This window comes from Methylopila henanensis (assembly GCF_042681025.1).
In the GTDB taxonomy this organism is placed as follows: domain Bacteria; phylum Pseudomonadota; class Alphaproteobacteria; order Rhizobiales; family Methylopilaceae; genus Methylopila; species Methylopila henanensis.
The window spans coordinates 21,902-44,145 of record NZ_JBHUER010000013.1; the positions used below are offsets into that span (position 1 = coordinate 21,902).

Below are 22,244 nucleotides of genomic sequence, written 5' to 3' on the forward strand. Positions count from 1 at the left end.
GCGCGGCCAAGAAGGTGTTGTGGACGCTGATAGACGAAATCCCAGCGCAGGTGGGAAAAGCATATTATGGTCGCGTCTTCGATTTCGCGCTTCTCGGTCGAGGTGAGTTCAGTCGCACGGCTGGCCGACGTTCGCATGAGCTCTCCGTTTCTGATTTCATATTCTACGATATTTTCGATTCTGTACTTCGCGTCACAATCCGGCGAATATGAGGATACGTGCGAAATACCTCTTTATTCCGGACCGCGGCGCGCCATCATCCGAACCTGAAGCTAGGCGCATCCGTTCCTTGAGAAGTGGTTCGGTACGATTCCGTACCCAAGTCTCGACGCCCGGGCCGCTTGGTCCAAACCCGAAGCACGCCGGCTCACGAGGAGGCGAGCATGGGCGCTCCTCTCTATGGGCGCTCCCCTCTAAGGAACGACACGGCGCGCCAAAGCTGACATCGAAGGAGATATGCGTTTGGCCGACATCATGCTGCCGGACACCGCCGACCTCCGCAGTTTCTTCATCGGCGGATTCGAGTGCGCGGCGCATCGGCGCGCGGACGGCGTTCGCCTCGATCTGATCGCCTCGACCCGCCACGACGTCTTCGCCGCCGCGGACTACGCCCGTCTTCGCCGTCATGGCGTGCGCGTCGCGCGCGACGGGGCGCGCTGGCACCTGATCGAGCGCGCTCCGGGCTTTTACGACTGGTCGAGCCTGCTGCCGATGGCGCGATCCGCGCGCGAGGCCGGCGTCCAGGTCATCTGGGACCTGTGCCACTACGGCTTTCCGGACAGGCTGGACATCTGGTCGGCGCAGTTTCCGGAGCGGTTCGCGCGCTTCGCTAAGGCGGCGGCCCAGGTCATGCGCGATGAGAGCGACGAGGTTCCGTACTACTGCCCGATAAACGAGATGTCCTATTGGGCCTGGGCCGGCGGCGACATGCGCCTGTTCAACCCGATGGCGCGCGGCCGCGGAGCCGAACTCAAGCGGCAGCTCGTTCGCGCGACCATCGCCGCGATCGACGCCGTCCGTTCGGTCGACCCGCGCGCCCGGTTCATCGTCGCGGAGCCGGCCATCCACGTCGCGCCGAACGGCTGGAGCGACGAAGCGGCCGCCGACGCGGAAGAATACCGGCTGTCCCAGTTCGAGGCCCACGATCTGCTGACAGGACGGCGGGAGCCCGAACTCGGCGGCTCGCCTGACAAGCTCGACATCGTCGGCGTCAATTTCTATCCCGACAATCAGTGGGTGCTCGGCGGCGGAACGATCCCGCTCGGCCACCACGACTACCGCCCGTTCCGCCACATGCTGCGCGAGACGGCGGAACGCTACGGCCGTCCGGTCATCGTCTCGGAGGCCGGGGCCGAAAGCACGGCGCGGTCGATCTGGCTGCACTACGTCGCGGACGAAGTGGCGGCGGCGCGCGACGCCGGAGCGGCGGTGGAGGGCGTCTGCCTCTACCCGATCCTCGACTATCCCGGCTGGGACAACGAGCGTCTGTGCGAGGTCGGTCTGTTCGGACCCGCCAATGACGACGGCGACCGCACCACCTACCAGCCGCTCGCCGACGAGCTGCGGCGGCATCTGCTGAGATTCGACGAGGGCGCGTTGCCGGACGGGGTCGTCGCGCTCAGGCGCGGAGGGCGCTGAGTGAGCGAGGCGCCGATCTCGTTCCGCACGGACTCGCGCGAGGAGACCCGCGCGATCGCGGAGTCGCTGCGCAGTCCGTCGGCGTTCCTGATGCGCTATGTCCGGCGCTGGCCCGGGCATTTCGGCGGGCTCATGGCCGTCGTCGTCGTGGCGTCCTGCATGATGGTCGCCACGCAGTACGGCATGAAGCTGCTGGTCGACGCCATGGCGGCGCCGCCGCCGGCCAGCACGGCGGTGTGGTGGGCGCTGGCCTTCTTCGTCGGGACGACGGCGCTGGAAAGCGCGCTCTGGCGCGTCAGCGGCTGGCTCGGGTGCCGCACGACCGTCGGCGTGGGCGTCGACATCCGGCTCGACCTGCTCGACCACGTGGCCGGTCATCCGATGCGCTATTTCCAGGACCAGCGCGCCGGCGCGCTCGGCCACCGCATCACCTCGACCGCCGGCGATTTCGGCGTCCTGACCAACAACATGACGTGGAACGTCATGCCGCCGATCGTGAGCTTCATCGGCGCGGTGGTGATCTTCTTCACCATCAACGTCGGCATGGCGCTCGCGCTTTCGGTGTTCGCGGCGCTGATCACGATCGGCCTGGTCGTGTTCGGCCGGCGCGGCCGGCCGCTCCACCAGCGTTACGCCGAGCAGGCCGGTCAGGTCGGCGGCGAGCTGATCGACGTCATCACCAACATCTGGGCGGTGAAGGCTTTTGCCGCGAGCGCGCGCGAGCGCTTCCGCCTGCGCCAGATCTTCGACGGCGAGGCGAGGGCGCAGCGCCGCAGCTGGATGTTCACCGAGAAGGCGCGCGTGCTGCACGACGTCCTGCTCTGGGTGATGGCCGGCTCGATGATGATGTGGGCGGTGTCGCTGTGGTCGCGGGGATCGGTGACGACAGGCGACGTCGTCGTGGTGTCCACGCTGGTGTTCCGCATCCTGCACGGCTCGCGCGACCTCGCCATGGCGCTGGTCGATATGGAGCGCCACCTCAGCTACATCGCCGAGACGCTGAAGGTCATCGGCAAGGCGCACGAGGTCGTCGATCTCGACGACGCGCGGCCGTTCCAGAAGCGCGGCGGTTCGATCGTGTTCGAGGAGGTCACCTTCGGCTACGACGACCGTCGCGCCGTGCTCCGCGGCTTCAACTTCGCGGTGAAGGCGGGCGAGAAGGTGGGCATCGTCGGGCCGTCAGGGGCCGGCAAATCGACGCTCATCCATCTGGCCCAGCGGCTCCACGACGTCGAGAGCGGCCGCGTCCTGATCGACGGTCAGTCGGCGCGCGAGCTGACGCAGGAATCTCTGCGCTTCGCGATCGCGGTGGTGCCGCAGGAAATATCGCTGTTCCACCGCAGCGTCATGGAGAACATCCGCTTCGCGCGGCCCGAGGCGACCGACGAGGAGGTCCGGCAGGCGGCGCACGACGCCCAGTGCCACTTCATCGACGATCTCCCGGATGGCTTCGACACGCTGGTCGGCGAGCGCGGCGCGAAGCTTTCGGGCGGCCAGCGGCAGCGCATCGGCATCGCCCGCGCGATTCTCAAGAACGCGCCGATCGTCGTGCTCGACGAGGCCACCTCGGCGCTCGACACCGAATCCGAGCTCGCGGTCCAGAAGGCGCTGAACCGCCTGACGCGCGGCCGCACGGTGCTCGCGGTGGCGCATCGCCTGTCGACGCTGTCGGAGTTCGACCGCATCGTCGTCATGGTGGACGGCCAAGTGGTCGAGGACGGCTCCGTCCAGGAGCTGATGGAGGCCGACGGCGCGTTCGCGCGCATGTGGCGGCTGCAGTCGCGCGGGATATCGGTGGACGACGCGCTGGATCAGGCCGTGTGAGGGTCCCGTTCGCCGACCGAAAGGGACTCGCAGCCGCAGGAGCGCCGGGCGAGCCCGTCCATGTCGCGGATCTCGATCTGGCCGCGCCGGCAGCGGATCGTCTGTTCGCCCTCGAGCACGTGCAGACCCGAGGTGATGCTGGCCCGGCGCACCCCGAGCAGGTCGGAAAACTGCGCGTGCGTGACGTCGAGCGGGCCGTCGCCGCACAGCGCGGCGGCCTCGAGCAGCCAGCGCGCGATCCTCTGCTCGACGGTGTGGAGCGCCGCGCACACGCACAGCCGCGCGGTCTGGTCGTGGCGGTGGCCGGCGTAGGAGGAGAGGTCGCGGCGCACTTCCGGATAGAGCGCGACCACATGCTCGAGCGCCGTCACGTCGATGGCGAGGGTCCGCGTCGCCGACAGCGAGACGGCGTCGCGGCTCGCGATCCTCGACAGGCCGAGCGTCGCCGCGACGCCGATCAGGCCGCCCGGACCCACGAGCCCGGCCTCGGCCGAGGCTCCCGCCGCGTCGCGCCCGACGATCGCGATCAGCCCATGTTCGACGAAATGCACCGAGCGTATCGGCTGGCCGATCGCCGTCAGCAGCCCGCCACGGCGATGCTCGACCGCCCGCAGGTGGGCGACGACGCGCGAACGGCCGTCTGTGTCGAGCCGCGCGAGGAGAGGATGAAGGGGTTCCGCCTTCTGCCGTCCGGCCGAGCGCATTTCCGACAACATGGCGCAAGGCCCGGATAAGGCAAACCACTTATCCGGTCGCGGCCTCCGCCAAGCCTCGCCTCAAATCTGGTAGACGAACCCGGCCATGGCGTGATCGCCGAGATCGCGCATTTCGGCCAGCGACCGCTTGTCGAGAATGGCGGAGATCGCGTCGCGGACCTCGACCATCATCTGCCGCACCTGGCAGGCTTCGATGTCCTCGCAGTCGTCGCACGGCACGAAGGCCGAGCGGCTGGCGCAGGAGATCGGCGCAAGCGGCCCGTCCAGCGCGCGCACGATCGAACCGACCGTGATGTCTTCCGCGGGGCGGGCCAGCATGTAGCCGCCGGCCTTGCCCTTCTTGCTCGAAAGCATGCCGGCGTTGCGCAGTTCGCCCAGGATCGCGTCGAGAAACTTCTTCGGAATCGCGTTGCGTTCCGCGACCTCGGCCACGAAGGTCGACTTGCCCGGCTGCAGTCTCGCCAGATCGACCATGGCCTTGAGGCCGTACTTGGCTTTCTTCGTCAGCATCGTCCTGTCCCTGCGCGCGACGCACCGATACGCGACGCCCCGCACAGGGACAATATGTCGAGTCGCTTACTCGATTGCGAGAGCCGCCTGATTTTTCACGCCGCGACGGCCGCCGGACGGGCCTTGCGGCGGGTTTCGCTCCGGCGGCCGTCGACCGAGACGGGCGCTTCGCCGGCGACGGTCACGCGCCGGACGATCCGGGGCTGGTCGCCATAGTCGTCGATCGCGCGGTGCTGGGTCGCGCGGTTGTCCCAGATCGCGACGTCGCCCTCGCGCCAGCGCCAGCGCACCGTGTTCTCGGGACGGACGACATGATCCTGGAAGATCGCGAGCAGCCGCCGCGAATCCGTGGATCCGAGGCCGAGGATCTTCTGGGCGAAATGCCCGAGGATCAGCGAGCGCTCGCCGGTCTCGGCATGCACGTGAACAAGCGGATGCTCGGTCTCGTAGACGGTGGAGGTGAACACCTCGTCGTAGCGTTTGCGGCCCTCGGCGTGGACCGAGGATTTGTCGCCGACATAGTCGTAGACGTTCGAGTGCAGCACCCAGAGCTTGTCGGCGAGACCGCGCAGCGGCTCCGGCAACCCGGCGTAGGCGGCCGCGGTGTCGGCCCACAGCGTGTCGCCGCCGCTCTCGGGGATCGTCACGCCGCGCAGGATCGAGATCTTGGGGTAGGCCGCCTCGAAGGTCACGTCGGTGTGCCATGAGCTGGCGCGCTCGCCGCGGCTGCCGTCGATGTCGAGCGTGCCCGCGGTGCCGGCGTAGGACGGGACGGTCGGGTGGGCGACAAGTTCGCCGAACAGCCGCCCGAACGCCTCGTGGGCGGCCTCGTCGAGATGGCCCTGGTCGCGCAGGAACACGACCTTGTGGCGATGCAACGCGTCGAGAAGCGCAGAAACGGTCGCCTCATCGAGCGAGCCGGACAGCTTGAGCCCCCGGATTTCGGCGCCCACGCGGCCGGTCACAGGGACGATGTCGAGACCGGGGCGGATGGCCTGCACGGACATGAGTCGGTTCCTCCTGCTGATGCGGCCGCGGTGGACACGGTCGCCGGAGGCATAAAATCAACTCATTCGATCGTATTTGTAAAATTATAAATCGGCGGACGTCACCGCTCCAGGATCTTCCATATCCCGCTCGCCGCCGCCACGACCCGGTCGTCGACCTGAAGCGATCCCTTCATGAACACGAGCGAGCGGGTCAGCCGCACCACTTCGGGAGCGACCGACACGAAGTCGCCCATCTTCGCGCTCGACAGGAACTGCATGTCGAACTGGATCGTGACGGAGGGCTTGCCGCCGGCGGCGTCCCACGCGCTGACGCCGAGGGCGCGGTCGGCGAGCGTCATCAGCATGCCGCCGTGCACCACCCCGATGAGGTTGGCGTGCTTCCGCTCCGCGACGAAGCCGAACGACCGAAGCGGTCCGTCGGCGCGGCGCGTGAAGATGGGGCCGACCAGATCGATGAAGCCTTCGTCGGGGAACCGTTCCCAGCCCTGCGCGAGCGGATCGGGAAGAGGCGGCGCGTCGTTCAAGGTTCAAACCCTTCGCCAGAGATCGGGGCCGAGGAGGTGGATCGAGGCGCCGCCGGAATCGACGGCGACCGTGACCGGCATGTCCGAGACCTCGAATTCGTGGATCGCCTCCATACCGAGGTCGGCGAAGGCCAGCACGCGGGACGAGCGGATGGCCTTCGCCACGAGGATGGCGGCCCCGCCGACCGCGATGAGCGACGCCGCGCCATGGCGGCGGATCGCATCGATCGCGGCCGGTCCGCGCTCCGCCTTGCCGATCATCGCCAGCAGGCCGGTCTGGCCGAGCAGGGCGTCCGTGAACATGTCCATGCGGCTGGCCGTCGTCGGGCCCGCCGGCCCGACCGCCTCGTCGCCCACCGCCTTCACAGGTCCGACATAGTAGATGACGCGGCCGTCGAGCGGGACGGGCAGGGGCTCGCCGCGGGCCAGCATCTCGACCATCCGCTTGTGCGCGGCGTCGCGGCCGGTGAGGAGCTTGCCGGACAGCAGCAGCCGGTCGCCGGCGCGCCAATCTCGCACCTCGTCGCGCGTCAGCCGGTCGAGGTCGACCCGGCGCGCGCCGTCCGCGCTCCGCTCGACGACGATCTCCGGCCAGTCCGCGGCGTCCGGCGGGTCGAAGCGCGCCGGGCCCGAGCCGTCGAGCGTGAAGCGGACGTGGCGGTTGGCGGCGCATTGCGGCATGAGCGCGACCGGCTTCGAGGCCGCATGGGTGGGAAAGGTGCGGATCTTCACGTCGACGACGGTGGTCAGCCCGCCAAGCCCCTGAGCGCCGATCCCGAGCGCGTTGATGCGCTCGTAAAGCTCTATCCGCAGCTCCTCGAGCTTCGAAGACGGGCCGCGGCGGATCAGGTCGAGCATGTCGATCGGCTCGAACAGGGCTTCTTTCGCCAGCAGCATCGCCTTGTCGGCGCTGCCGCCGACCCCGAGCCCGATCAGCCCCGGAGGGCACCAGCCGGAGCCGAGCGTCGGCAGCGTCTCGACGACCCAGTCCGCGACCGACGAGCTCGGGTTAAGTTGCGTGAAACGCGCCTTGTTCTCCGAACCGCCCCCCTTCGCGGCGACGATCGCCTCGACCACGTTTCCGGGCGTCAGGTCCACATGGACCATGGCGGGCGCGTTGTCGCCGGTGTTCGTCCGGTCGAACAGCGGATCGGCCACCATGGTCGCGCGCAGCGGGTTGCCGGCGTCGAGATAGGCCCGGCGCACGCCCTCGTTGACGAGCTCCTCGATCCCGCGCGCGGTCGCGAAGCGCACGCCGACGCCGACCTTCAGGAACACGGCGGCGACGCCGGTGTCCTGGCACATCGGGCGCCGGCCCAGCAGCGCCATCCGCGAATTGACGAGGATCTGCGCGATGGCGTCGCGCGCCGACGGGCTTTCCTCGCGCTCGTAGGCCGCGCTCAGGTGCCGGATGTAGTCCGCCGGGTGGACGTGGCTGACGAACTGCAGCGCGTCGGCGACGCTCTGGATGAAGTCGTCCTCGCGGATGACCGTCTGCGGAGCGAGGGCGGGCAGGGCGGTCACGCCGCGCCGCTCCGGACCTCTCGGACGGCGCGGAACTCCGCCCGGAGCGCGTCGTCATGCTCGCCGAGGGCCGGCACGCGGCCGAGCGCGGGCCGGCGGCCGTCGACGATCGCGGGAGGAGCCAGAACCTCGGCGACGCCCGCCGGCGTCTCGACCGGAAGCGTGGTCGCGGCCGGATGCGCGATCAGGTCGCCGACGGTCGAGACCATGCCGTAGGCGATCCGGGCCCGGTCGAGCGCTTCCGCCGTCTCCGCGGAGGACCGCTCGATCAGGATGCGCTGGATGTGGGCGTCGCAGGCGGGCCGGTGACGAACGCGCTCCACATTGACGTGGAAGCGGGGATCGTCGGCGAACGCTTCGTCGCGCAGGATCTCGCGGCAGAAGATGCGCCACTCCCGTTCGCTCTGGATCGAGATCACCACCTCGCCGTCGGCGAGGCGGAACACGCCATAGGGCGCGATCGAGGGGTGCGCGAGGCCGATCCGCGGCGGCTCGACGCCGCCGTAGCGGCGGGTGAGGTAGGGAACGTTCATGAAATCCGCGAGCACGTCGAACAGCGACAGCTCGATATGCGCTCCCCGCCCGGTGCGGCCGCGGGCGATCAGCGCCTCGAGGATGGCGGCGTAGGCGGCCTGTCCGGTGGCGATGTCGCAGAGCGACACGCCGACCCGGCTCGGGCCGGACTCCGCCGTGCCGGTGATGGCGGAAAGCCCGGTCTCGGCCTGCACCAGCAGGTCGTAGGCCTTGCGCTCGTGATGGGGCGTGCCCGGCGCATAGCCGGAGATGTCGCAGCAGATCAGCTTCGGGTGGCGAAGCCTGAGCTCCGCCGCGCCGAAGCCGAGGCGCGCCATCGCGCCCGGCGCGAAATTCTGGATGAAGACGTCGGCGTCGGCGATCATGCGCTCGACCAGCGCGTGGTCTTGCGGGTTCTTCAGGTCGACCCGGCAGCTTTCCTTGCCGCGGTTGATCCACACGAAGTAGCTCGACTGCCCCAGAACGAAGGCGTCGTAGCCGCGCGCGAAGTCGCCTTCCGGCCGCTCCAGCTTGATGACGCGGGCGCCGGCGTCGGCGAGCCGGGTGGTGGCGATCGGCGCCGCGACCGCCTGCTCCATCGCAACCACGAGAACGCCGTCCAGCGCGCCGGCCATGATGCCTCCGAAACCCTTGTGCCTGGCGCATGTTAGGCCGCGCCGCGGGGCCGCAAGTCAAATCGACCTTCGGGGCAGGCGGCCGTTAGCCGGCGGCGAGCACGGCCTCCAGCGCGTCGACCAGCATGTCGGCGTGCTCGCGGGCGAGCGTCAGCGGTGGGCGGATCTTCAGCGCCTCGCCGCGCCCGCCTGCGGCCCCGATCAGGACGCCGCGGTCGCGCAGGCCGTTGATCGCGCGCGTCACCGCGGCCGGTTCGGGCGCGCCGTCGGCGTCGGCGAGCGTCACGCCGAGGTAGAGTCCCGAGCCGCGCACCTGGTGAATGACGGGGCGGTGCCCGCGCAAGGCTTCGAGGCGCGATTTCATGTGGCCGCCGACGTCGGCGGCGTTCGCGACGAGGCCGCGGTCGGCGATCTCGTCCAGCACGGCGAGACCGGCCGCCGCCGCCACCGGATTGCCGCCGAAGGTGTTGAAGTACCCCACGTCCGCCGCGAAGCGCGCCATCAGGTCGGCCCCGGCCACAACGCCCGCGACGGGGAAGCCGTTGCCCATCGGCTTGCCCATGGTGGCGATGTCCGGCGTCACGCCGTGGCGCTGGAACCCCCACATGGCGGCGCCGGTGCGGCCGAAGCCGGACTGCACCTCGTCCGCGATGAACAGCCCGCCGGCGGCGCGCACGGCGTCCACGGCGGGCGCGAGGAAGCCCGGCGGGTCGGCGAACACGCCGTCGCTGGAGAAGATCGTGTCGACTAGCAGCGCGGAGACGCCGAAGCCCTCGCGGGCGAGGCTCGCGATCGCCTCCTCGACCGCGGCGGCGAAGCGTCCGCCGACGTCGCCTTCGCCGGCGGGCGCCGGCACGGCGCGCACATGCGGCGCGAGCGCGGCGGAGGGCCGCGACGACGGCGACACCTCGGTCACGGCGGCGGTGTTGCCGTGATAGGCCGCCTCGGTGACGATCACGCCGCGCGCGCCCGTCGCGGCGGCGGCGATCCGGAGCGCGAGGTCGTTGCTCTCGCTCCCCGTGCAGGTGAAGACGATCCGGTCGAGCCCGGCGGGGAAGGTCGCGAGCAGCCGCTCGGCGTAGTCGTGCGTGATCTCGTAGAGATAGCGGGTGTGGGTGTTGAACTTCGCGGCCTGCGCGGCGATCGCGGCGGCGACGCGCGGGTTCGAATGCCCAACCGAGGGCACGTTGTTGTAGAGGTCGAGATAGCGCCGGCCGTCGGCGGTCTCGATCCAGACGTCCTCCGCCGCGACCACGTGCAGCGGCTCGTCGTAGAACAGCACCGAGGTCGGGCCGAACGTGCGGCGCCGGCGTTCGACCAGCGCCTGCGTCGCCGGCGGCAGGGCGCCGGGCGCCTCGGCGTCGAAGGCGTTGAGGGCGAGGATCTGGCGGCTCGAAGCGGTCATCGCGAACATCCTTCGCCTTGGCGCCGGATCAGGCGTGGCGGGTCAGATAGCGCTCGGCCAGCGCGAGCGTGCCGTGGGTGTAGGGAACGCCCATGCTCTGCGCGGTCGGCGTCTCGGCGTGGGAGGCGATCCACGCCGTCAGCAGCATGCGCCGCAGCATGAGGAAGGTCGGCATCATGGCGACGTCCTCCGCGCCGACCGGCGTCACGCGGGCGTAGGCCGAAAGCCAGGCCTCCTGCAGCTCCGGAATGAAAGGCTCGTGCTCCATGAAGGAGACGGAGGCCGCGAAGTCGTACATGAACCAGCTGAAGCCGCAGTCGTCGAAATCGATCAGGCCGAGCCGCTCGCCGTCCACCAGCAGGTTCGCGGGCCTGAGGTCGGCGTGGATCAGCCCGAAGCGCTCGGGGGCTGCGCCATAGGCTGCGACGCGGCGCTTCAGCGCCTCCGCCGTCCGCTCGAGCAGCGCCCGGCCGGGGCCGTCGAGGCCGAGCCCTGCGCGCCAGTCGCCCCAGAGCGGCCGGCTTCCGAGCATGGCGTCGAAGTCCCACGTCTTGCGCCGGAAGCCTTCCGGCCGCCCCCAGCCGCGGGCGTGGCCGTGAAGCCGCGCGGTGATCCGGCCGAGCGTCGCGTACCACGACGCGAGATCGTCTCCAGGTTCCGGCTCCCGACCGCTCATGAAGGCGAAGGCCGCGACATGACGGACGGCGCCGTCGTCCTCGAAGCCGCCGAGCAGGCCGCCGTCAACGGTCCGGATCGGCTCGGGCGTCGGCGCGACGCCGTCGGCGCGCAGCGCGTCGACCCAGGCGAGTTCGGAGCGAATCTCGTCGCTGGTGTGATAGTCCGGCCGGTGAACCCGCAGCACGACGGCGTCGCCCGAGGGGGCTTCGGCGAGGAAGGTGGCGTTTTCGGAGATGGTCAGCAGCCGCAGCGGCGCGTCAGCGGCGAGCCCCCAGAGCGGCAGCGCGCTCCGCAGCCCCGTTTCGAGGCGGTTCAGGAAGGCGTCGTCGTACATCGGGGCCTCGCCGGGGACGCGCGGAAGGGTTTCACGGGGGCGGCCATGACGCAACGGACCGACGACGCCTTGTTCGCGGTGACGATCGCGCGGCCGTGGCTCGTGGCGGCGTTCGGGCGGCCGCAGGCCATGCTGAGCTGGGCGATGGAGAAGCCGGGCTTCCGCGAGGCGCGGCGAGTAGCATGGCTCGAGGTGCGCAACGCCGACCTGCCGCAGGAGGTGGACGCCTTCGCGCTGCTGAAGGGAAGGCTCGCGGACGAGGGGCTCGGCGACGCGGTCGCGATGATGACCTCGCGCGACGTGCGCCGCGCCCATGTGGGCGAAGCGGCCTTCGGGGATGTCGTCGCCCGCTCGCTCGCGACCGTCGGCCTGTCGAACGCGGCGCGGGTCGGCGAGGCGCCGGGGCCCGGCCATATCGGCACCATCAACCTGCTGACGGCCGTGTCGACGCCGCTGTCGCAGGCGGCGCTGGTCGAGGCGCTGTCGATCGCGATCGAGGCCCGGACCGCGGCGGTGATGGATCTGGGCTGGCACGTGGCCGGCGGCGTCGCGACCGGAACCGGAACCGACTGCGTGGTGATCGCGGCGCCGGCGGAGGAGGGCGAAGGCGCCCGTTTCGCAGGCCTCCACACCGACATCGGCGCGGCGATCGGCGCCGCGACATACCGCGCCATATCGGCCGGCGGCCGCGAATGGCTCGCGGAACGCGAGGCCGGATAGTTTTGGACGCCTGACGGCCCCGGATCGCTCACGCCGTCCTGCTCACGCGCCCCAACGAGGCCGTACGGCTCATGGTGGCGCCCCGTTGCGATCGACAAGGCGCAGCCCAATCCGTTCGTCGCCCTCCGGCTTGACCGGAGGACCCATCGTCGACGTAGCGCCCGACGTCCGGCATGGATGGTCCGGTCAAGCCGGACCATGACGCCGTGTTTCGACGAGATCCGACGCTAGAACCCAAGCGCCAGGCCGTCCTTGCGGGGGTCGGAGCCGGCGTGGAGGACGCCGGCCTCGCGGTCGATCCAGATCGCCTGCGCGCCGCCGATCGGGCCCGCCGCCGGCTCGACCACATGGCCGAGCGCCTCCAGCTCGCCGACGGTCTCGCGGTCGATGGTCGGCTCGACCTCGAGCACGCCGTCGAAGGAGAACGAGCGCGGCGCGTCGATCGCGGCCTGCACGTCGAGGCCGCGGTCGATGATCCCCGACAGCAGAGCCGCCTGGCCGGCCGCCTGGTAGTGGCCGCCCATGACGCCGAACGGCGCGACGGTCTGGCCGTCCTTCCGGAGCATGCCCGGAATGATGGTGTGCATCGGCCGCTTGTTGGGCCCGATCGCGTTGGGATGGCCCTCGATCAGGCGGAAGGACGAGCCGCGGTTGTGCAGCAGCACGCCCGTCTTCGGATCGTGCCGCGCCGAGCCGAACGACTTGAAGATCGAGTTGATGAAGGACACGGCGTTGCCGTCTCCGTCCACGACGCAGAGATAGACCGTGTCCTGATGCTCGGGCTCGGTCCAGAGCGTCGCCTCCTGCGCGGCTTCGCGCGACAGGCGACGGCGCAGGCTGGCGGTGGTGTCGTCGGCGAGCAGCGTCGCGGCCGGATGCGGCATGTGGTCGGCGTCGGCGAGCAGGTGGTCGCGATGGTGGTAGGCGAGCTTTGTCGCCTCGGCGTGCAGATGCACGCGCTCCGCCGTCGAGACGTCCGGGCCGAGGTCGAAGCCGCCGAGGATGTTGAGGATCATCAGCGCGACGACGCCCTGGCCGTTGGGCGGGCACTCGTAGACGTCGTAGCCGCGGTAGCTGGCGTGGATCGGCGTCACGTAGTCCGCGACCGTCTGGCCGGCGGCGAAGTCGTCGAGCGTGTGCAGGCCGCCGAGCGCCTTCAGCCGGGCGACGAGGCTTTCGGCCACGGCGCCGGTGTAGAAGGCGCTGGCGCCGTCCTTCGCGATCGCCTTCAGCGTCGCGGCGAGCGCGGGGTTCGCCACCTTCGCGCCGGCGCGCGGCGCGGCGCCCGCGAACAGATAGGCCGCGGCGGAGCCCTCGTCCTGGCTCAGCACGTCGACGCTCTTCACCCAGTCGTAGGCGACGCGCTGGGTGACGGGGTATCCGGTCTCGGCGTAGGCGATGGCGTCGCGGAACAGGCGGTCGAGCGGCAGCGAGCCGTGGTCGGCGTGCAGCTTCGTCCAGGCCGAGATCGCCCCCGGCACGGTGACGGCGTGCGGGCTCATCTGGGGAATCTCGTCGGTCAGGCCGGCGCTCTTCAGCGCCTCGACGGTGGCGGCCTTCGGCGCGCGGCCGCTGCCGTTCAGCGCGATCACCTCCCCGCCGGCGGGGGCGTAGAGCACGAAGCAGTCGCCGCCGATGCCGGTCATCGCCGGCTCGACCACGCATTGGGTCGCGACCGCGGCGAGGGCGGCGTCGATGGCGTTGCCGCCCTCGCGCAGCACGGCGAGGCCGGCCGCGGTCGAAAGCGGATGCGAGGTCGCGATGGCGGCGTTCGGGGCCAGCATCGGGCTGCGGCCGGGGCGGAACAGGTCTCTCATCGCATTGTCCTTGGGCGTCGATTCCGGAGGTTAAGCTCCGGCGGCAGGTAAAGGGTATCGGTCCGGACGCCAAGGAAGGCGCCGGACGCGCTCGACCGCAAGCGCCGATCAGCCGAGGGCGCGGGGCCGGTCGAGCGGATGCAGGCAAGCGAAGGCGCGCGCGCCGTCGGGCTGGAGCGCCGGATCGGTCAGGCGGCAGTCGTCCCGCGCCTCGACGCAGCGGCCGGCGAACCGGCAGCCCTTCGGCAGGTCGATCGGGCTCGGGATCTCGCCCGGCAGAGGCTCGGCGATCGGCGCGAAGAACTTCGGCGAGGCGTTCAGCAGGGCGCGGGTGTAGGGGTGCGCCGGCGCGGTCAGCACCTCGCGGGTCGCGCCGGTCTCGACGATGCGGCCGAGATACATCACCGCGATGCGCTCGCAGAGATAGGCGGCGACGCCGAGATCGTGGGTGATGAAGACGAGGCTCACCCCCATGTCGCGCTGCAGGTCGCGCAGCAGCTTCAGAAGCTGCGCCTGGGTCGAGACGTCGAGGCCGGACACCGCCTCGTCCGCCACCAGCACCGAGGGGTTCGACGCCAGCGCGCGGGCGATCGCGACGCGCCGCACCTGCCCGCCCGAGAGCGCCGAGGTGTAGCGGCCCATCATCTCCGCCGGCAGCCCGACGCGCTGGAGCAGCGCCGCGACGCGGTCGCGCCGCTCGGCCCGGGGGCAGAGCCCGTGATGGTCGAGCGGCTCGGCCACGAGGTCGAGCACGGTCATGCGCGGGTTCAGCGAGCCGCGCGCGTCCTGGTAGATCAGCGCCACGTCGCGGGCGAAGCGGTCGCGGTCCTCGCCCTTGAGCTCGGCGATCTCCTTCTCGCGGAACAGCGCCCGGCCGTCGGTGGGCGCGGTGAGGCCGAGCAGCACGCGCAGCAGCGTGGTCTTGCCGGAGCCGCTTTCGCCGACGAGCGCGAGGCTTTCGCCGGGCTTGACCGTCAGGCGGACGCCGTCGAGCGCGGAGAGCTTGCGGCGCTTGGCCTTGCCGAACAGCGAGGCCGAGGCGCGGCCGACGTCGTAGGTCTTCTCGACGTCGAGCAGGCGGAAGATGTCGGTCGAGGTCGCGCTCATGCCACGGGGTTCCAGCAGGCGAGCCGGCGCCCGCGCGTCTCTATGAGCGGCGGCTTCTCGGCGGCGCATTTCTCGATCGCCGAGGCGCAGCGCGGCGCGAAGCGGCAGCCCGGCCGCTTGGACGCGAAGGACGGCGAGCCGCTCGGCAGCGGCTCGAGCTCCTCGGTGTCGATCTCGAGCACGCAGGCCTTGAGCCCGACGGTGTAGGGATGCAGCGGCTCGCGCAGCACGGTCTCGGCGGGGCCGGCCTCCATCACCTGCCCGCCGTAGAGCACCACGATCTCGTCGCAGGCCTGGCTCGCCAGCGCGAGGTCGTGCAGCACGAAGATGCAGGACGCGCCGCGCTTGCGCGTCTCGTCGAGGATCAGGCGCACGATCTGCGCCTGGATGGTGACGTCGAGCGCGCTGGTCGGCTCGTCGGCGAGCAGCAGCTCCGGGTTGGTCGACAGCGCGATCGCGATCATGACGCGCTGCTGCATGCCGCCGGAAAGCTGGTGCGGATAGGCGTCGAGGCGGCTTTCGGCGTCGCTGAGGCCGACGCCTTCGAGCAGCTCGACCGCGCGCTTGCGGGCCTGCGCCTTCGACAGGCCAAGCAGGCGGCGGAGCGGCGTCATCAGCTGCGCGCCGACCGTGAAGCAGGGGTTCAGCGCGGAGGAGGCGTCCTGGAAGATCATGGAGATCCTCCGCCCGCGCAAGCGAAGCCAGTCACGTTCGCCGGTCTTGGCGAGGTCGGCGCCGTCGAACAGCATCCGGCCGTCGATCCCGACCTTGGGGCCGGCGAGCAGCCCGATCAGGGCGAGCGCGATGGTCGACTTGCCGGCGCCGGATTCGCCGACGAGCGCGAGCGTCGCGCCCTGCTTCAGCGCGAAGGAGACGTCGTCGAGGATCAGCTTCTCGCCGCGGGTGAGCGACAGGTGCTCGACCCGCAGCAGCGCGTCGGCGGGCGCCGCGGCGGGCGGCGCTCCGACAGGCTCGGGCAGGGGAAGGGCGAGGGCGGCGGCCATGGGTCACGCCTCCTTCTTGAGCTTGGGGTCGAACTGCTCGCGCACGCCGTCGCCGACGACGCTGAGCGCGATCAGAAGGATGGCCAGCGCCGCGCCGGGCACGCCGGCGATCCAGGGCGCGAAGCTGACGAAGCTGCGGCCTTCCGCGATCATCAGGCCCCAGTCCGGCGTCGGCGGGGTCACGCCGATGCCGAGGAAGGACAGGCCCGACGACACGAGGATGGCGTAGGACACGCGGATGGTGGCCTGCACCGCGAGCGGGAAGATGACGTTCGGCAGCACGTGCCGCCACACCACCATGAGGCGCTTCACGCCCATGAGGCCGGCGGCCTCCACGAAGGCCTGCGCCTTCACCTGCAGCACGTCGCCGCGCACGGTGCGGGAGAACGGACCGATCAGCGCCACGCCGACCGCGAGGATCACCTTGTCGACGCCCTGGCCGAGAATCGAGATGAAGGCGATCGCCATGATCAGCGAGGGCAGGGCGAGCAGCGCGTCGACGAAGCGCATCAGCGCCCATTCGACGGCGCCGCCGGAGAGTCCCGCCGCCATGCCGACGACGAGCCCGCCGAACGCGCCGATCGCAACCGCGCCGAGACCGATCGCCAGCGCGTAGCGCGCGCCGTAGATGGTGCGCGACAGCAGGTCCTGCCCGAAGCTGTCGGTGCCGAGCAGATGCGGTCCCCAGGCCGGCGGCGACATGAAGTTCACCATGTCCTGATCCGTCGGCGCATGCGGCGCGACCCAGGGCGCGAAGGCCGCCGCGAGCACGTAGGCGAGCGCCACCGCGCAGGCGATCAGGAACCACACGTGCGAGCGGGCGTAGGCCCAGACCGCGGCGAGGGTCGCCGGCCGGCGGCGGACGCCGGCGGCGGGAAGCGTGACGTCGGCCATCAGCGGGGCCTCAGGCGGGGATCGAGATAGGGATAGGCGAGATCGACCGCGAGGTTGGTCAGCACGAACAGGCAGGCGGTCATCATCACGCCGGCCTGCACCACGCCGTATTCGCGGTTGAGCACCGCGCTCGTCATCATCTGGCCGACGCCGGGCAGCGAGAACACCGTCTCGGTCAGCACCGCGCCCTGCAGCAGCGCGCCGAGCTGCAGCCCGAGAATGGTGACGAGCGGAAGCATGACGTTGCGCAGGCCATGGACCCACACCACGCGCCAGCGCGGCTCGCCGCGGGCGCGGGCCGCCGCGACATAGGGCTGCTCCAGCGCCTCGATCAGGTTCGCGCGGGTGAGCCGCACGATCATGGCGAGGAAGTAGGTGGAGAGCGTGATCGCCGGCAGCGTCATGTGCACGATCCCGCCCCAGAGGTCGTTCCACGGCGCGACGAAGCCGAGCGTCGGGAACAGCGCGAGCTTCACGCCGAAGATCCAGATCAGCAGGATGCCGAGGTAGAAGCTCGGGAACGAGGTGCCGGTCAGCGTCAGCGTCGCGACCGCGGCGTCCCAGCCGGTGTCCTTGCGGGTCGCGGACAGCACGCCGAGCGGCACGCCGATCAGAACCGCGAGCGCGAGAGCGGAGGCCGCGAGCGTCAGCGTGACGGGCAGCGCCTCCATGAAGGCGTATTGGAAGATCGGCGCCTTGCTGATGAAGGACGTGCCCCAGTCGCCGACGACGAAGCCGCTGAGCCAGCGCAGATATTGCTCCGCGACCGGACGGTCGAGGCCGAGCTGCGCCATCAGCGAAGCGTGCGCCTCGGGCGAGTACTCCGAACCGAGCATGAGCTGCACGGGGTCGCCCGGCGCGAGCTTCAGCAGGCTGAAGCTCGCGACCGAAACGATCAGCAGCACCATGAGGGTCTGGAGGACCTTCCTGGCTGCGAACCAGGCCATCAGGCCAGGCTCACCGTGTGCAGGTTGAGGCTGTCGACCGGGATGTACCGGAAGTCCGTCACCTTCTTGGCGAAAATCTTGAACACCGGCATGTGCGAGGTGATCGCGATCGGCGCCTCGTCCATGATGATGTCGCAGGCCTCGTTGTAGAGCGCCTTGCGCTTCTCCACGTCGAGGACGATCTGGGCCTCGTCGACGCAGGCGTCGAAGCGCGCGTTCGACCAGCCGGGATAGTTCCAGGCCTGGCCGGTGCGGAACTCGGGGAACAGCGTCTCGTCCGGATCGAGATCGGCCCACCAGTTGAAGTCGAACATGTCGAAGTCGCCGGAGTTGCGGCGGCTGACCCAGTTCGCCCGCTCGACGAGCTGCAGCTTCGGCTTGATGTCGATCTGCGCCAGCATCGGCAGCACGGTCTGGGCGAGCCGGGTGCCGTAGGTGCCTTCCTCGGTGACGACGAAGATCGGTTCGATCACGCCCTTGGTCTCGGACTTGGCGCGGAACTCCTTCGCCTTGGCGAGGTCGAAGCGCTGGCCGCGGCCGGATTCCGCGATGTTCTTGTCGTAGAAGTCGGTCATGGGCGGGGAGATCGGCGTGTAGGCGGGAATGCCCTGGCCGAAGAACGCCTGCTTGATGATCTGCTCGCGGTTGAGCGCGAAGGCGACCGCGCGGCGCAAGTTGATGTCCGCGAACGGGCCCTTCTTGCAGTTCATGGCGATGTAGACGTAGTTGCCCTCGATCTCGCCCAGCACCTGCAGGTTAGGGTTCGCCTTGAGCTGCGGGATGAACTGCACCGGGCTGTCGCTCATGCCGTCGACCTGGCCGGACATGACGGCGGCGATCGCGGCGGAGGCCTCCTTCATGATCAGGATGGTGACCTTGTCGAGCTTCGGCAGGCCGGCCTCGAAGTAGTCGGGGTTCTTCTCCAGCACGACCGAGTCGTTCTCGCGCCAGCTCACAAACTTGAACGGGCCGGTGCCGACGGGGTTGCGGCCGAAATTCGCGCCGTACTTCTGCACCGCCGTCGGCGACACGATCGTGCCCGCGCGGCCGGTGGAGCCGGTGAGGGCGACCGGAAGGAAGGCGTAGGGCCGGCTGAAGATGAGCCGGACGGTGAGGGGATCGACCACCTCGACCTTCTCGAGCGCCTTGAATTTCCAGGCGTGCGGCGACTTCGGCTCGCCCTTCCACACCCGCTCGACGCTCCACTTCACCGCCTCGGCGTCGCACGGCGTGCCGTCGTGGAACTTCACGTTCGGCTTGAGCTTGAAGACGTGGACCTTCTCGTCGAGCACGTCCCAGGTCTCGGCGAGGTCCGGCACGAACGAGACGCGCTCGCCGTCGTACTCGACCTTCAGCAGGCCGTTGTAGATGTTGTTGTGGACCTTCACCGCGCCGAGGAAGCCGGTGAAGTGCGGGTCGAGCGTGTCGATATGGTCGACCCAGGCGAGGCGGATTTCGCCGCCGGCCGCTTTCGCGCGCGTCGAGAGGCCGGCTCCGGCCGCGATGATCGCGCCGGCGCCGAGACCCTTCATCAGGTCGCGCCGATTGAGCCCTCCGAGCACGCGCTCGGTCAGGATCGCCTTGTGGTCAACCATCGTTCCGCCGTCTCCGATTCAAAAATCCAGCGGCCCCGCCGGAGCCGTCGCGTTGCATGTCAGCAAATGGCATGCCATGCGACGTATGCTGCGTTTCTTCGGAGGAAAATCCGTCGCGTCCCAATGTGTGGGCGCCGGGCGTAAAATCTAAGCACAAGGACGTACGACGGAGGTCGGATGCGCGCGGCGGCCGAAGGCGGCCTCTGGGCCGGCCTCGGAGGACGCCGGAGGGCTGGTCTCGCGCGCCGTCACGCCCGGCGGCTCCGGGCGCCCATGACTTTCCTCGGCGAAGTCGCGAACGTTCAGCTCGCCCACGCCCGAGACAAGCTCCGGCGTGACGGCGACGTCGAATGGCCAGGGCTCTCAGGCCAGCAGGTCGGCGATCGCCAGCGCGACGACCTTGGTCGCCTTGTTGAGGTCGTCCAGCACCAGCTTCTCGTCGGCGCGGTGGCCGTTCGCCTCGAGCAGCGAGCGCGGGCCCGCGCCGTAGAGCACCGTGGGCACGCCGACGCCGGTGTAGAGCCGGGCGTCGGTGTAGATCGGAACGCCGTTCGCCGGAATGTCCTCCCCGATGATCTCCCGCGCGTGTTTGCGGATCGTGTCGACGAGGCGCTCGTGGCCGGGAAGCGGCTGGAGCGGACGCGCGAGCAGGATGCGCCGGACGGTCACCTCCACGCCCGGAAGCTCGGCGCCGGCCTGCTCGATGAAGGCGGTCAGGTCGCGCTCGGCGGCCTCGGGGCTCTCGTCCGGGATCATGCGGCGGTCGATGCGGAAACGGACGAGGTCCGGCACGACGTTGGTGTTGATGCCGCCTTCGATCAGGCCGACGACCAGCGTCGGGCTCTCGATGCCGTCCACCGCCGAAACCGTGGCCTTGTAGGTCTCGCGCAGCGCGTAGAGCTTCGAGAGCAGGCCGGTCGCGGCCTCCAGCGCGTCGACGCCGGTGTCGGGGCGGGCGGCGTGGGCCGAGCGTCCCTTCACCTCGACCTCGAGATGGAGGCAGCCGTTGTGGGCGACCACGACGTTGTAGGAGAACCCGGCGCTGATCGCGAGGTCCGGCTTGCTCAGGCCCTGTTCGAGAATCCAGCCCGGCCCGACGAGGCCGCCGGTCTCCTCGTCATAGGTGAGGTGCAGCTCGACCGTCCCGTTGAGCGGCGCCTCCGTTTCGATCAGCGCCTTCAGCGCGAAGGCGTAGGTCGCGAAGTCCGACTTCGAGACCGCGACGCCGCGGCCATACATCACGCCGTCGCGGATCTCGGCGCCGTAGGGGTCGGCGGTCCAGCCTTCGCCGGGCGGCACGACGTCGCCATGGGCGTTGAGCGCCAGCGTCGGGCCGGGGCCGAAGCGGCGTCGCACGATCAGGTTCGTGGCCGAGATCATGCCGGCCGCCTGCACCGTCTCCGCCGGCACGGGATGGCGCTCGACCTCGAAGCCCAGCGCCTCCAGCGCCTTCGCCGCGACCTCGGCGTGGGCTGCGCAGTCGCCGGGCGGGTTGTCGGAGGGCGTTTTCACGAGCTCCGCCAGGAAGGCGGTCTGCGCGTCGCGCAGGGCGTCGATCCGGGCGATCACGGTTTCAGTCGAGGACATCAGGACGGGTCTCGAAACTCTTCAGGACGCGGAAAAGGGTGACGGCCCCGGCCTCGACGTCCGCCGGCTCGGCGTGTTCGGCGGGGTTGTGGCTGATCCCGTCGCGGCAGCGCACGAAGATCATTCCCATGGGCGCGATGCGGGCCATGACCATGGCGTCGTGGCCGGCGCCGCTCGCGAGCCGGAGCGGCTCGAGGCCGAACTCGGCGATGGCGGCGTCGATGCGGTTCTGCAGGTCGCGCGAGCAGGCCGCCGCGGGCTCGTCGTGGATGCGCGCGATCGACACGCCGAGGCCGCGCGTCGAGGCGATCGCCATGATGGATTCCTCGATCCGCCGCAGCGTCTGCAGCCGCTGGCCGTCGGTCGGCGCGCGGACGTCGACGGTGAAGGCGGCGAGCCCCGGCACGACGTTCGCGCCGCCGGGCTCGATCGCGAGCTTGCCGACGGTCGCCACCAGCCCGCGGCTCGCGGTCGCCGCCTGCTCGACGGCGAGCACACTCGCGGCGGCCCCCGCCAGCGCGTCGGCGCGGTGGTTCATGGGCGTGGTGCCGGCGTGGCTCGCCGTGCCGGTGAGCGTCACCGCAAGCCGCGTCGCGCCGCAGATCGATCCGACGCAGCCGACGGGTAAGCGGTAGGCCTGCAGCGTCGGGCCCTGTTCGATGTGCAGCTCGAGATAGGCGACGAAGTCTTCGGCCGAACGCTTGGCCTCGCCGATCCTGTCGGGGTCGAAACCCCGCGCCCGCATGGCGTCCGCCATGCTGATCCCGTCGTTGTCGCGCAGCCGCAGCAGCTCGGGCGCGAAGTCGCCGACGAGCGCGTGGCTTCCGAGCATGGTCGCGCCGAAGCGCGTGCCCTCCTCGTCGGAGAAGCCGACCACCTCGACGGCGTAAGGCAGGCGTACGCCCTCCGCCGCAAGCGCCGCGACGCATTCGATGGCGGTGACGACGCCAAGGATGCCGTCCCACCGGCCGGCGTTGCGCACGGTGTCGAGATGCGACCCCACGAGGATCGCCTTCGCGCCCGGCGTCGCGCCCTCGTAGCGGCCGATGACGTTGCCGATGGCGTCCACACGGGTCGTCATGCCGGCGTCCGCCATCCAGCCGAGCGTTAGCTCGGTGGCGCGCGTCTGCTCCGGGCTCATGAACACGCGCGTGATCGCGCCGACGTCGGCCGAGATCGCCGCGAGCGCGTCCACGCGTTCGCAGATGCGTCGCGCCATGCCGGCGGGCGCGGGAGTCGTGCTAGGTGCTGTGGGCATGAAG

At 70.3% G+C, this 22,244-nt stretch carries 19 protein-coding genes; 3 read left to right on the forward strand and 16 right to left on the reverse strand.

All coding sequences use genetic code 11. The features are described 5' to 3' along the window. The first annotated feature begins 462 nt into the window (after positions 1-462). Positions 463-1,638 (forward strand): beta-glucosidase, encoded by a 1,176-nt coding sequence (locus ACFSCV_RS18025; protein WP_378800960.1) that lies wholly within the window; start codon positions 463-465, stop codon positions 1,636-1,638. Beyond that, entirely contained in the window at positions 1,639-3,462 is a 1,824-nt protein-coding gene (locus ACFSCV_RS18030) for an ABC transporter ATP-binding protein (RefSeq protein WP_378800961.1), read from the forward strand. It abuts the gene before it with no gap. Here ACFSCV_RS18030 and ACFSCV_RS18035 read toward each other — a convergent pair. The 8 genes from ACFSCV_RS18035 to ACFSCV_RS18070 all read right to left on the reverse strand — a co-directional run bounded on the left by ACFSCV_RS18035 (position 3,450) and on the right by ACFSCV_RS18070 (position 11,311). Then, positions 3,450-4,178, reverse strand: a complete 729-nt coding sequence (locus tag ACFSCV_RS18035; RefSeq protein ID WP_378800962.1) for a Crp/Fnr family transcriptional regulator — start codon at positions 4,176-4,178, stop codon at positions 3,450-3,452. The two genes, ACFSCV_RS18030 and ACFSCV_RS18035, sit on opposite strands and share 13 nt — an antisense overlap. Positions 4,179-4,238: 60 nt before the next feature. Next, entirely contained in the window at positions 4,239-4,688 is a 450-nt protein-coding gene (locus tag ACFSCV_RS18040; protein ID WP_271201013.1) for an RrF2 family transcriptional regulator, read from the reverse strand. Positions 4,689-4,783: 95 nt separating this feature from the next. Then, entirely contained in the window at positions 4,784-5,695 is a 912-nt protein-coding gene (locus ACFSCV_RS18045; RefSeq protein ID WP_378800963.1) for a TauD/TfdA dioxygenase family protein, read from the reverse strand. Between the two features lie 101 nt (positions 5,696-5,796). Beyond that, on the reverse strand, positions 5,797-6,222 hold the full coding sequence (locus ACFSCV_RS18050) for a PaaI family thioesterase (protein WP_378800964.1): 426 nt from the start codon (positions 6,220-6,222) through the stop codon (positions 5,797-5,799). Between the two features lie 3 nt (positions 6,223-6,225). Beyond that, positions 6,226-7,746 carry a fumarate hydratase gene (locus ACFSCV_RS18055; RefSeq protein WP_378800965.1) on the reverse strand — a complete coding sequence of 507 codons (1,521 nt, stop codon included), beginning with the start codon at positions 7,744-7,746 and terminating at the stop codon, positions 6,226-6,228. Next, positions 7,743-8,894, reverse strand: a complete 1,152-nt coding sequence (locus ACFSCV_RS18060) for a CaiB/BaiF CoA transferase family protein (protein ID WP_378800966.1) — start codon at positions 8,892-8,894, stop codon at positions 7,743-7,745. Before ACFSCV_RS18060 ends, ACFSCV_RS18055 begins: the two co-directional genes overlap by 4 nt. A gap of 85 nt (positions 8,895-8,979) precedes the next feature. Further along, complete coding sequence (locus ACFSCV_RS18065; RefSeq protein WP_378800967.1) at positions 8,980-10,299, reverse strand: aspartate aminotransferase family protein; 1,320 nt, start codon at positions 10,297-10,299, stop codon at positions 8,980-8,982. A 28-nt stretch (positions 10,300-10,327) separates the two neighbouring features. Continuing rightward, positions 10,328-11,311 carry a phosphotransferase enzyme family protein gene (locus tag ACFSCV_RS18070; protein ID WP_378800968.1) on the reverse strand — a complete coding sequence of 328 codons (984 nt, stop codon included), beginning with the start codon at positions 11,309-11,311 and terminating at the stop codon, positions 10,328-10,330. Between the two features lie 45 nt (positions 11,312-11,356). Here ACFSCV_RS18070 and ACFSCV_RS18075 point away from each other — a divergent pair, with 45 nt between their 5' ends. Continuing rightward, the gene (locus ACFSCV_RS18075) at positions 11,357-12,031 is read left to right on the forward strand and encodes an adenosylcobinamide amidohydrolase (protein ID WP_378800969.1); all 675 of its coding nucleotides are present in this window, start codon (positions 11,357-11,359) and stop codon (positions 12,029-12,031) included. A gap of 227 nt (positions 12,032-12,258) precedes the next feature. Here ACFSCV_RS18075 and ggt read toward each other — a convergent pair whose 3' ends face one another. The 8 genes from ggt to ACFSCV_RS18115 form a co-directional block, all read right to left on the reverse strand. Beyond that, the gene (ggt, locus tag ACFSCV_RS18080; RefSeq protein ID WP_378800970.1) at positions 12,259-13,848 is read right to left on the reverse strand and encodes a gamma-glutamyltransferase; all 1,590 of its coding nucleotides are present in this window, start codon (positions 13,846-13,848) and stop codon (positions 12,259-12,261) included. 108 nt (positions 13,849-13,956) lie between these two features. Continuing rightward, a complete protein-coding gene (locus ACFSCV_RS18085; RefSeq protein ID WP_378800971.1) occupies positions 13,957-14,955 on the reverse strand; it encodes an ABC transporter ATP-binding protein in 999 nt (332 codons plus the stop codon). Then, positions 14,952-15,959, reverse strand: coding sequence for an ABC transporter ATP-binding protein (locus ACFSCV_RS18090; RefSeq protein ID WP_378800972.1), 1,008 nt, complete (start codon positions 15,957-15,959; stop codon positions 14,952-14,954). The genes ACFSCV_RS18085 and ACFSCV_RS18090 overlap by 4 nt, the downstream gene beginning before the upstream one ends. A gap of 3 nt (positions 15,960-15,962) precedes the next feature. After that, a complete protein-coding gene (locus ACFSCV_RS18095) occupies positions 15,963-16,853 on the reverse strand; it encodes an ABC transporter permease (protein ID WP_378800973.1) in 891 nt (296 codons plus the stop codon). Next, entirely contained in the window at positions 16,853-17,800 is a 948-nt protein-coding gene (locus tag ACFSCV_RS18100) for an ABC transporter permease (RefSeq protein ID WP_378800974.1), read from the reverse strand. Before ACFSCV_RS18100 ends, ACFSCV_RS18095 begins: the two co-directional genes overlap by 1 nt. After that, positions 17,800-19,395 (reverse strand): ABC transporter substrate-binding protein, encoded by a 1,596-nt coding sequence (locus ACFSCV_RS18105; protein WP_378800975.1) that lies wholly within the window; start codon positions 19,393-19,395, stop codon positions 17,800-17,802. Before ACFSCV_RS18105 ends, ACFSCV_RS18100 begins: the two co-directional genes overlap by 1 nt. A 363-nt stretch (positions 19,396-19,758) precedes the next feature. Further along, a complete protein-coding gene (locus ACFSCV_RS18110) occupies positions 19,759-20,982 on the reverse strand; it encodes a M20/M25/M40 family metallo-hydrolase (RefSeq protein ID WP_378800976.1) in 1,224 nt (407 codons plus the stop codon). Further along, positions 20,969-22,240, reverse strand: a complete 1,272-nt coding sequence (locus ACFSCV_RS18115; protein WP_378800977.1) for an allantoate amidohydrolase — start codon at positions 22,238-22,240, stop codon at positions 20,969-20,971. Before ACFSCV_RS18115 ends, ACFSCV_RS18110 begins: the two co-directional genes overlap by 14 nt. Between the last annotated feature and the right edge of the window lie 4 nt (positions 22,241-22,244).

Excerpts from the sequence above, each read along its gene's own strand:
- ACFSCV_RS18045 (WP_378800963.1), bottom strand. The coding sequence starts at position 5,695 with ATGTCCGTGCAGGCCATCCGCCCCGGTCTCGACATCGTCCCTGTGACC.
- ACFSCV_RS18110 (WP_378800976.1), bottom strand. The coding sequence starts at position 20,982 with ATGTCCTCGACTGAAACCGTGATCGCCCGGATCGACGCCCTGCGCGAC.
- ACFSCV_RS18085 (WP_378800971.1), bottom strand. The coding sequence starts at position 14,955 with ATGAGCGCGACCTCGACCGACATCTTCCGCCTGCTCGACGTCGAGAAG.
- ACFSCV_RS18060 (WP_378800966.1), bottom strand. The coding sequence starts at position 8,894 with ATGGCCGGCGCGCTGGACGGCGTTCTCGTGGTTGCGATGGAGCAGGCG.
- ACFSCV_RS18100 (WP_378800974.1), bottom strand. The coding sequence starts at position 17,800 with ATGGCCTGGTTCGCAGCCAGGAAGGTCCTCCAGACCCTCATGGTGCTG.
- ACFSCV_RS18075 (WP_378800969.1), top strand. The coding sequence starts at position 11,357 with ATGACGCAACGGACCGACGACGCCTTGTTCGCGGTGACGATCGCGCGG.
- ACFSCV_RS18090 (WP_378800972.1), bottom strand. The coding sequence starts at position 15,959 with ATGGCCGCCGCCCTCGCCCTTCCCCTGCCCGAGCCTGTCGGAGCGCCG.
- ACFSCV_RS18035 (WP_378800962.1), bottom strand. The coding sequence starts at position 4,178 with ATGTTGTCGGAAATGCGCTCGGCCGGACGGCAGAAGGCGGAACCCCTT.
- ACFSCV_RS18065 (WP_378800967.1), bottom strand. The coding sequence starts at position 10,299 with ATGACCGCTTCGAGCCGCCAGATCCTCGCCCTCAACGCCTTCGACGCC.
- ACFSCV_RS18040 (WP_271201013.1), bottom strand. The coding sequence starts at position 4,688 with ATGCTGACGAAGAAAGCCAAGTACGGCCTCAAGGCCATGGTCGATCTG.
- ACFSCV_RS18115 (WP_378800977.1), bottom strand. The coding sequence starts at position 22,240 with ATGCCCACAGCACCTAGCACGACTCCCGCGCCCGCCGGCATGGCGCGA.
- ACFSCV_RS18105 (WP_378800975.1), bottom strand. The coding sequence starts at position 19,395 with ATGGTTGACCACAAGGCGATCCTGACCGAGCGCGTGCTCGGAGGGCTC.
- ACFSCV_RS18070 (WP_378800968.1), bottom strand. The coding sequence starts at position 11,311 with ATGTACGACGACGCCTTCCTGAACCGCCTCGAAACGGGGCTGCGGAGC.
- ggt (WP_378800970.1), bottom strand. The coding sequence starts at position 13,848 with ATGAGAGACCTGTTCCGCCCCGGCCGCAGCCCGATGCTGGCCCCGAAC.
- ACFSCV_RS18095 (WP_378800973.1), bottom strand. The coding sequence starts at position 16,853 with ATGGCCGACGTCACGCTTCCCGCCGCCGGCGTCCGCCGCCGGCCGGCG.